Annotated in this window: 6 protein-coding genes; 2 read left to right on the forward strand and 4 right to left on the reverse strand. The window is 70.5% G+C overall.

Going from position 1 to position 8,951, the window contains the following annotated elements:
* Window positions 1-555 precede the first annotated feature (555 nt).
* Both ACFV9M_RS41295 and ACFV9M_RS41300 read left to right on the forward strand, forming a co-directional pair.
* A complete protein-coding gene (locus ACFV9M_RS41295) occupies window positions 556-1,116 on the forward strand; it encodes a MobC family plasmid mobilization relaxosome protein (protein ID WP_385079378.1) in 561 nt (186 codons plus the stop codon).
* The gene (locus ACFV9M_RS41300; protein ID WP_385079380.1) at window positions 1,113-2,828 is read left to right on the forward strand and encodes a relaxase/mobilization nuclease domain-containing protein; all 1,716 of its coding nucleotides are present in this window, start codon (window positions 1,113-1,115) and stop codon (window positions 2,826-2,828) included. Before ACFV9M_RS41295 ends, ACFV9M_RS41300 begins: the two co-directional genes overlap by 4 nt.
* A 6-nt stretch (window positions 2,829-2,834) precedes the next feature.
* Here the strand turns inward: ACFV9M_RS41300 and ACFV9M_RS41305 are convergent, their stop codons facing one another.
* The 4 genes from ACFV9M_RS41305 to ACFV9M_RS41320 all read right to left on the reverse strand — a co-directional run bounded on the left by ACFV9M_RS41305 (window position 2,835) and on the right by ACFV9M_RS41320 (window position 8,934).
* Window positions 2,835-3,968: a hypothetical protein gene (locus ACFV9M_RS41305; protein ID WP_385079382.1), complete on the reverse strand. Its 1,134-nt coding sequence runs from the start codon at window positions 3,966-3,968 to the stop codon at window positions 2,835-2,837.
* An 89-nt stretch (window positions 3,969-4,057) separates the two neighbouring features.
* The gene (gene fxlM / locus ACFV9M_RS41310) at window positions 4,058-6,139 is read right to left on the reverse strand and encodes a methyltransferase, FxLD system (RefSeq protein ID WP_385079384.1); all 2,082 of its coding nucleotides are present in this window, start codon (window positions 6,137-6,139) and stop codon (window positions 4,058-4,060) included.
* Between the two features lie 21 nt (window positions 6,140-6,160).
* Entirely contained in the window at window positions 6,161-7,435 is a 1,275-nt protein-coding gene (locus ACFV9M_RS41315) for a lanthionine synthetase C family protein (protein WP_385079386.1), read from the reverse strand.
* On the reverse strand, window positions 7,432-8,934 hold the full coding sequence (locus ACFV9M_RS41320; protein WP_385079389.1) for a thiopeptide-type bacteriocin biosynthesis protein: 1,503 nt from the start codon (window positions 8,932-8,934) through the stop codon (window positions 7,432-7,434). Before ACFV9M_RS41320 ends, ACFV9M_RS41315 begins: the two co-directional genes overlap by 4 nt.
* Window positions 8,935-8,951 lie beyond the last annotated feature (17 nt).

Raw genomic sequence — 8,951 nt, forward strand, 5'->3', positions numbered from 1 at the left:
CACCAACCCCCTACGGCCGGGGCAGACAGAACGACCGCACCAACGATCATGCCGGGCCACCCCGCACCCCTGCAGGCAATTCAGCAACAGAGTCCGGAAGGCGGTCAAAGACAGGGACTTGACGATCGGCAGTCAGCGGCAGACCGAGGTGATGGAGACGCTCCGGCCCGAAATCGAAGCCGCCGCCAAGACCGGTCCGAACAGCGGCTGACCGGAAACCCAACGGGGTGACCGGAACCCCTTCCGGTCACCCCGCCCAGCCGACCACCACACCGCTCACCGCCCGCTTATCCACACCTGTGGATGGCGTGCTGGCCACCAGCACTCCGCCAGCCCTTGCCTGCCGACCCGCCTGCCCCCGCCTCTTCCGGAGAACCGCCCGTGACGCACGACCCGCACCGCTCCGACCACACTCTCGACGACCCGCTGCCACTGACGAAGTCCCCTACGCTGATGGGGCGTTTGCGCCGCGCGTTCGGACGGGCTGCCCCTGGCGGAGCCAGTAGTACCCCGAGTCCGACTCAGGGCCGGACTTCGGGGATCTCCGCCCCGGGGGTGGCGGCGACGGTCCAGCGCCAGGGGGCGCCGGACCAGGGGGTCGGAGCCGAGGGCGGCTCCGACCTGGACACGCTTCACTCCGTCCAGCGAGCCGTCCTGCGCCTCGCAGACAGCGCAGCCATCGCCGCCGGCGAGCCTGCCGTGCAGAGCGTGCAGCCCACGATCCGCCGCTTCACCGGCACCAAGCGCAACGACCGTGTCGGCCCGCTGCGCTTCACCGGCGACCAGCGAGCCCAGCTCCAGGAGGCCGCTGCCGAGCACGGCTACAAGGGCGACTCCGGCTTCGCCGCCGACATCGTCCTCGCCTTCATCACCGGCCGGTTCACCGCCAACCTGCCCCTGTCCGAAGACCGACGCCGCACCCACATCTTCCGCGCTCAGGTCCTGCGCCAGCTCAACCGGATCGGCGTCAACATCAACCAGATCGCCCGCGCCCTCAACAGCGACCACACCCCACCCGACATACGCCAACGCCTTACCGAACTCCACCACCTGCTGGAGCTGATCGCCGAAGCCCTGCGCCAGCCCGTCGACCCGGAGACGGAGGCAGCCGCGTGATCGCCGCCATCAAACCGGCCGGGTCCAACACCCGGGGCCTGCTCGCCTACCTCTACGGCCGCGGAACCCATGACGAGCACTTCGACCCGCACATCGTGGCCGGCTTCGCGATGCTCGGCATGCCTGACCCCGGCCGTGACGAGAACGCCACCCTCACCGAACTCGGCCGCTACCTCGACGAGCCCGTGCGGCTGCGCAACAGTGAGTTCGGGAAGCCGGTCAACGACCACGTCTGGCACTGCCCCGTCCGAGCCGCCCCCGAGGACCGCTACCTCTCCGACGCCGAGTGGGCCGAGATCGCCCAGCGCATCGTCCAGGCCGCCGGCATCTCCCCGGCCGGTGACGACCTGGCCTGCCGCTGGATCGCCGTCCGCCACGCCGACGACCACATCCACATCCTCGCTACCACCGTCCGCGAAGACGGACGCCGCCCTAAACTCCACGACAGCGGCATCCGCGTCGGCGACGCCTGCCGCGAGATAGAGAAGGACTACGGGCTGCGCCGCCTGAAGAAGGGTGACCGCACCGGCGCCCGCCGCCCCACCCAGGCCGAGATGCACAAGGCCGAACGCCTCGGCTGGGAACAAACCAGCCCCGCCTGGCTCCAGGACCGCATCCGTGCCGCCATCCCGCACGTGACAGGCGCCGAGGAGTTCATCGCCTACCTCGAAGCCAGTGGCATCGAGGTCCAGGTCCGGCGCGGCCCGTCTGGGGACCTCCTGGGATACGCAGCTGGCCGTCCCGGCGACGTCAACGAGGCCGGCGAGCAGATCTACCACCCCGGCAGCAAGATCTCCCCCGACCTGTCCCTGCCCAAAATCAAGGCCCGCCTCGAATCCAGCCGACCCGAAGAACACCCCACCGCCCGCCGCAACCACCCCAGCACTCCCTGGCACCAAGCCACTGACGCCCTCGACACCCTCCACACCGACCTGGCCCACGACACACACGCCCAGGCCCACATCACCGCCCTCGGCGAACTGCTCGAAGCCACCGCCCAGAAGGCACCCGCCCATCTGCGCGCCGAACTCCAGACCGCCTCCAAGACGTTCGCCCGGGCCCAGCGCTCCCAGATCCGGGCGGAAGACCGTGCCGCCCACGCCCTGCGCAGCGCGGCACGCGACATCGTCCACACCGCCACCGGCCCCGACGGCAGTACCCTGGCCGCCCTGGTCGCAGCCCTCGTCTGGGCCGCCATCGTCGCCGGACGCTGGCACGAAGCGAAGAACCACGCCCACCAGGCCGACGCCGCCCGCCAGGCCGTCCAGCACCTCCAGACAGCCGCCGACCGCGCCCTCACCCCGACACTCGCCGAACTCACAGCCCGGCCACCCAGGGATCAAGCCCGCCGCGTTCTCGCCAGCGACGTACGAGCAGCCGTCCCCGACCACGCCGAGCGGATCCTCACCGACCTGGCCTGGCCCGCGCTCGCCACCGTCCTCGCCGACGCCGAAGCCCGAGGCCACCAACCCCACCAACTCCTCAAGGAAGCCGCCGCCCAACGCGAGCTGACCACCGCCCGCCAACCCGCCCGCGTGCTCATAACCCGCATCCAGCACACCGGCCGGAACCCAGCACCCAACCGCCGAGCCGAAGCAGCCCGCCTGCAGACGACCATGGCAGGCTCGATCCCCACTCAGCAGACCGGAAACAGTTGGCCCCCCTCGGCGGCTCCATCGCCTACCAAACAGCAGCACCGACAGCGCCGATAGGCACCGTCAGAACCGCAGGGGTTGCGTTCCTCCGGGATCGGAGGAACGCACGACGCTTTCCCGGATCACGCTGTCGCTGGCGCGCAGAGCCGCCGTCAGTTCTCCTCGCAGCTCGTCCGGGAGGATCCCAGCACCGAGGGCGCAGGCGCGCACCAGCGCGCGACAGTCCTGCACTTGCCGGTCCGTGGCAATCTCGGTGAACAGAGGGTGAGCCAAATTCTCGCGGGCAGCGTAGCCGTCCTGGGCGTCCGTCGTCCTGCGGTGGAGGTCCTCGACGATGCTGCGCGCGGCGAGCGCCCCAGCGGAACCGATCGCGTCGAGGACTGTGAGTCCGAGCCGGGTGTTGAAGACGGTCATCCCGGGTTCGGTCTTCCGTCCGAGGTAGGCAGTCACCAGGTCCGCCAGGTGGCCGTCGATCGGCTGCCCGGCGTCGCGGCGGCATAGAACGGTCAGGCATGCCGTGACAGCTTGCTCCCACGGATCGCCGGGCATCGTGTCGGCAAGGAGGACGGTTGCCCACGCGGTGTCACCCGGAACCAGGGCGGCGAGTACGGCGACCTGTCGACCGTCGAGCATCCGCTTTCCGATGCCCTGGTGGGCTTCGATGTGCGCCAGCGCCTCGGCCCATCGCCCCTCGGCGGCGAGGGTGCGCGTGCCGTCGGCGAGGAGGACGCGCCACAGCCATGCGCGAACCTCCCGGCGGTCTTCACCGGTCGCAGTGAGGTCCGCGGGTACGTTGACGCCCTCGAACCGGGCGGCTGTGCCCGCCTCGACGGCCTTGTGCAGGTTAAGGAGTCGCTGACGGCCGTCATCGGCGTGGCCAGCGCGGATCTGGAGGCGAGCGAGATTGACGACCGGTTCCAGTCCTCGGATCGCGCTCATGCCGGGCAGGGGGCAGGCGTGGAGGTAGGCGGCGGCGTGTTGGTGGCACATCTCGCGTGCGAGGTCGGGGAGGGCGAGGTCGGAGGCGATGAGCGCGGCCTGGTTGTAGACGGCCGATGCACGCCCCTGGTCGGTCTCTTCCACCGCAGTGTCGGCCAGATCGACGAGCGCCCTTACGCGTTCAGGCAGGGGCAGGCAGGCGGGGCGGAATCGGGCGACGAGTGGGAAGCGCTGGACTGTGGGGCCGTGTGGGTCCATGGATCCCCCGGGGTCGAGAGTGAGGACTGCTGAGGCGACGGTGCCCGCCAGCCGTGTGCCGGCGGGCGCCGTCTGCTACGCGTAGGGCGTCATCGCCAGTCGACGACGATGCGGTTCAGCGGCGTGTCGAGGGCGAAGAGACCGGGGCGCTGCTCGATCTCGGGGGTGTCGAGGGGCTGGATCTCGAAAGTGGCCTCACGGCCTCGGTACTGCGTGTCCCAGGTACGGATGGCGTCGGCGACCTTCGCGGTCAGTTCGTCGCTGCCGGTGCCGTGGCCGATGACGCCGAACTCCCAGAGTTTGTCGCCCTCGGGGGTCTTCTTCTTCGACAGGCGCCGGGCGAGGTAGGTGACGGCACCCTTGTCGACGACCGCGGTCGACGAGGGGTAGGGGTCCTCGGTGAGCAGGGTGCCCTTGGCGCTCTGGGGGAACAGCATCCGGATGAGACCAGAGGGGAGGGAGCAGGTGACGAACAGTTCCATCCACTCGGGCGACTCCATGGCGCGGACCGTCATGCCGGTCCATTCCTCGGTGTGCGGCTGGTCGAGTACGCCTGCGAGGGCATCGGCGTCGATGTTGATCCCGGCGGGGGCCTGGAGTCGTACGGTGCCGTCCGTGCTGAGAGGGATCACTCGGCGGTCGTCGTCGGCGATGCCCCGCCGAAGCGGCATGAAGGTGTTCATCTCGCTGCCGAGGGACACCCACCGGCCGTCGCGCTGCTCGTAGGCGATGGAGCGGGAGACGGTGCCCTTGAGGCGCTGGGGGACGAGGAGCCGGCCACCGGGCGCGAGCTGCTGCAGCCAGGCGTGTGGTACGCCGTGCGCGCCGACGGTGGCGATGATCCGGTCGTACGGCGCTCCTTCGGCGTAGCCGAGGGCCCCGTCGCGGGTCACGGCCTCGACGTTGGTGATTTCGGCGGCGGCGAGGTGTGTGCGGGCACCCTCCACGAGGTCGTCGTCGACGTCGAGGGTGGTCACGTGTCCGTTCTCGCCGACCAGATGGGCGAGCAGACCAGCGTTGTAACCGGTGCCAGCACCGAGTTCGAGGATGCGCTCGCCGGGCTGGGCGCCGAGCTGGTCCAGCATGAGGGCGACGACGCCCGGTTGGGAGGCGCAGGAGATGGACGTGCCGTCGGTGTCGTACTTGATGTGCACCGGTGCGTTGGCGTAGGCGTCTTCGAGTGACGCCTCGGGGACGAACACGTGGCGGGGCACGGTCCGCAACGCGGTCTCGACGGCGGGTGTGCGGGCGTGTCCGGCCGCGCGGAGCTGGTCGACCAGGGCGTTGCGGAGGCGCTCGGCGTCCGCCGTGGGGGTGGTGATCGTGTCGGTGTTCACCGCGCTGACGCTATCGGCGTCGGCCGTTGCCTCGGTGGGCGATGCGGTGTGGTCACTCGTTCCCATGACTGCCTCTCGTGCGATGTGGGACAGGGCGCTCTGGTCGTCGCGGAGGAGACCGGCGCGGTTGGCGTGGAAGATCACGTGGTGGGCGATGACAGCTCGCAGGCCGCGGGTGAGGGCGCCGCGGCTTGCGAGGTCGGCGAGGGTGGCTCCGGCCCGTTCGAAGGCGGTCACCCATTCTTCGTGCGCGTGGAGTGGGCCGCCCAGGCGGCAGAGGCTGTGGGCGTCAGCGGTCATGAGCTTTCGCATAGCCGGGGCCAGTTCGGCGGCTCGTTCGGGTGGTTGTGGAGCGGTGACCGGTCGAAGGGCCGCTACCTTCGCCCATACGTCGCCCTGTTCGAACCAGTCGAGTCCAGCACCGCGCATCATGACGCTTGCCAGCAGGACGGCGGTCTCCCGGCGTCCCAGGTGCACAGAGCTCGGCTGGTAGGTAAGCAGGTGGCGGGAGTCGCTGTGGAACAGTTCGTGGGCCGCGTCCATGGCCTCGGGTCCGCCGAACGTGTCGGTCTCGGGCTCGTAGATGCCGGGCAGGCACGACACGGCCACGCCGTCGCCGATGAGATCGCTCAGGAGCGACTCGATGGCTGGTGAGGGCTTGTCGGCGAGGTAACGCAGCGGCCAGGGCTGCTTGTTCATGAACCACCAGCTGGTGAGTTGCCCGTCGGACTCGGCCTCGATCAGGGCGAGGCCGAGGCGTTCGGCGATGGTGCGCCGGGCGCTCTCGCGGTCGAAAAAGGTGATGTTGTGCTGCTGCCAGCGGTCGCAAGGCATAGAGGTCCTTCGGTCGGTGGTTCAAGCGATGAGGAGGCATGCGTCCCAGGCGGACTGGGGTGGTGCGGCGGTGCTGGGCGCGAGGAGGGCCAGGGCTATGCCGGCGGCGCCGTCGAGTAGGCCGGGGCCGGCTTTCTCGTCCTGGATGAGCGCTGTCGCCATGAGTTCGGGGTCGGTGCCCGGCGGGGTGATCTCAGCCAGGAGGGCCGGGATCGCGGCGCGGAGTCTTCCCGCGGTCGAGGGGTGGGCGTCGTCGGCCGTACGCGCGGCAGTGTGGGCGAGGCCGGCGAACCCGTGGCAGAGGCCGTTGTCCGTCGTGGCCTTCAGCTGCTCGGGATCGGTGAGGGCGGCCACGAGCGCGTTCTCCGCGTCAATCTGACGGCCGGTGTCGCCGAGGGCGAGCGCGGCAAGTTGCTGGGCGCGGGCGAGGCCGGCGGTGCCGTAGCACCAGGAGGGCCGCCTGGGTGCTGACGAGCCGGGACGCCCCCTGCGCAGCTCGTCCTGAGTGACCCAGTACGGCCAGACCGGTCCGCCGTCGGCCTTCTCCTTCCAGCAGTCCAGCCAGGCCAGGATGGTGCGCAGCGCTGCGTGGTGCCCGTCGGTGATGGAGCCGCTCCGAGCTGCGAGGGCCAAGAGCGCGAGCACGCCACCAATGCCGTGCGCCATACCCGTGTTGGCGTGTCCGCCAGGGAATCGGGCGTCGGGGCTGCCGGATGGCCCGGTCTCCGCCCACCAGCCCGGCACAGTCTCGCCGTGGTGGGTGATCGGTTCGGTGAGGCGCACGCAGTAGCCGAGAACGGCGCGCATCGTGGAGCTGCCGGGGTTTCGGCGCAGTAGGTAGGCGCCGTATCCGGTGAGGCCCCGGACGGCGTCGAACTCGGCGAGCTGTGGTAGGCGTCCGGCGTCGATGCGGCGGTGTGCGGCGTCGAGACGGCGTCCGACGTCGACTGCGATCTGTCCGTCCATCGCGTCGAGGGCGCGCTGGTAGGAGCCGGGAAGGTGGTCGGCGGCACAGGTCAGGGCATGTGCGAAGGCGGGCACTCCGTAGAATGGGTGGCTGGCCGGGCCGCTGGTGAGCGGCTGTCGGGAGGCGGCGGTGAGCCAGTCGTGGGCGCGGTGCCACGGGCCGAGGCCGTTCGCGGCCAGCTCGATGTGCAGGAGCGCGATTCCGGGCGGGCCGTAGGCGAGGTGCTGCCGGTCCGAGGACAGCGTCCTGGAGCCGAGGGGCACGGTGTCGGGGTCGGCGAGCTGGGTGGCGATGGCGTCAACCAGTCCGAGCGCGGGGTGGGGGGTCACGACGGCGTCCTCCTGGTGGCGGTCCAGGCCAGGGCAGCGGCACGCGCCAGGTAAAGGCACACCTCTTCCTCCGGGAAGTTCACAGCGACGTGGCGCACGAAGTGAACGTGCAGCAGGGAGGTCAGGACGTCGTCGACGGCGATGCCCTGGGTGTCCGGGCCGGGCAGGTGCTGCCGGTACGCGGCGAGTGCCGCTTCCCGGTCAGCCCATCCCGACACGATGGCGTCCCCGCCCGGGACGCTACGCAGGGCTGACCAGTCGTCGCTCGGGTCGGCGAGCCGTACGGTCTCGGTGAATTGCGGGCGTGGAACGGGCACGGGGGCCGTCGGCGGGACGTGGTCGATCAGCCACTTCATTCCGGCCTCGATGGTGCCGAGGAACGCGGAGGTGATGGCGACCGTGTGGGCCGCTACCAGGGTGCGCGGTCCGGGACGCTGTGGCTGCGTGAGCTGGGCCAGGATGGCGCACGAGTCCGCCCGGAACACATTCTCGGCTGCCTCCCATGCCGAGCCGGTGCCCCAGCGGCCCATCTCCCGGTAGGAGGTGGGATAGCGCAGGTCGGCCAGCAGGCCGATGCTTCGTAGCTCGTCGGCCCAGGCGCTCACCGTTCGGGCCGTGTCGGCGAAGGCTGCCGGGTCGGGGAGGGCGATGCGTACGCGTAGGTGTTGGTTCGGGTCGCGGAAGCGAATGAACCACCACGGCGGGTTGCCGAGCTGTTCGAGGAGGCCGGGCAGGTGCCGGGAGAGCAAGACGTCTTGGCGGCGGGGGTCACCGTAGAGGGCGGCGAGAAGAACCGAGGAAGAGGCAGGCGTCTGCATCTGGTCCGTAGACAGGGCACGGGCCAGGCTGGGGGCGGGCAGCGGCGGCCATGTCGACGGCCTGGTTGCTTTGAGGGGCACCACGACCTCGTGGGCTCGCCCGCCGCACCAGCCATACGCATCTGGTTCCGGGGCCTCGACGAGTACGGCCAGGTGCGTCCGGTCGAGGTGTCTGCGCAGGAGCGCACGGTGGCCGGCCTCGTTGAGGTCGAGGAAGAGGCGCCGGTCGTCCTCTATGAGATGGACGCGGCGCGGCAGCCTCCGCCTGGCACGCCAGTCGCTGAGCGCGGCGTCCCACTCGGCCCGAGGGCGGGCAGGGCCGGGCAGTTCGGACGCTTCCAGCTGCCAGCGTGCCGGGGCCAGCACTGTCCGGCCGTACCGCAGACGTGGAAGGAACGGCATCGCCACTGCGGCGCCCCAGTCGAAGACGGTGACCTGCGCGCACTGCGCGCGGGACAGCTCGGTGAGGAACCGCACCAGAGGCGGGGTGTGGGTGCGCAGGTTCAGCGCGTGCATCCCGACGGCCTCCACGCGGTGCCCGCGCTCGGGGACGGCGAGGTACATACGGCGGCCGTCGCACCCCACAGCCAAGTCCTCCGGGGTTAGTACTGCAACCGCATCTGGCGTGACGGGGTGTATCAGGTGGTCGTTGATACGACTGTGTGCTGACGCGTTGACGATGGAGCAGGTCGAGTCGT

The organism is Streptomyces sp. NPDC059895 (assembly GCF_042731035.1).
Lineage (GTDB): Bacteria > Actinomycetota > Actinomycetes > Streptomycetales > Streptomycetaceae > Streptomyces.

Excerpts from the sequence above, each read along its gene's own strand:
- ACFV9M_RS41305 (WP_385079382.1), bottom strand. The coding sequence starts at position 3,968 with ATGGACCCACACGGCCCCACAGTCCAGCGCTTCCCACTCGTCGCCCGA.
- fxlM (WP_385079384.1), bottom strand. The coding sequence starts at position 6,139 with ATGCCTTGCGACCGCTGGCAGCAGCACAACATCACCTTTTTCGACCGC.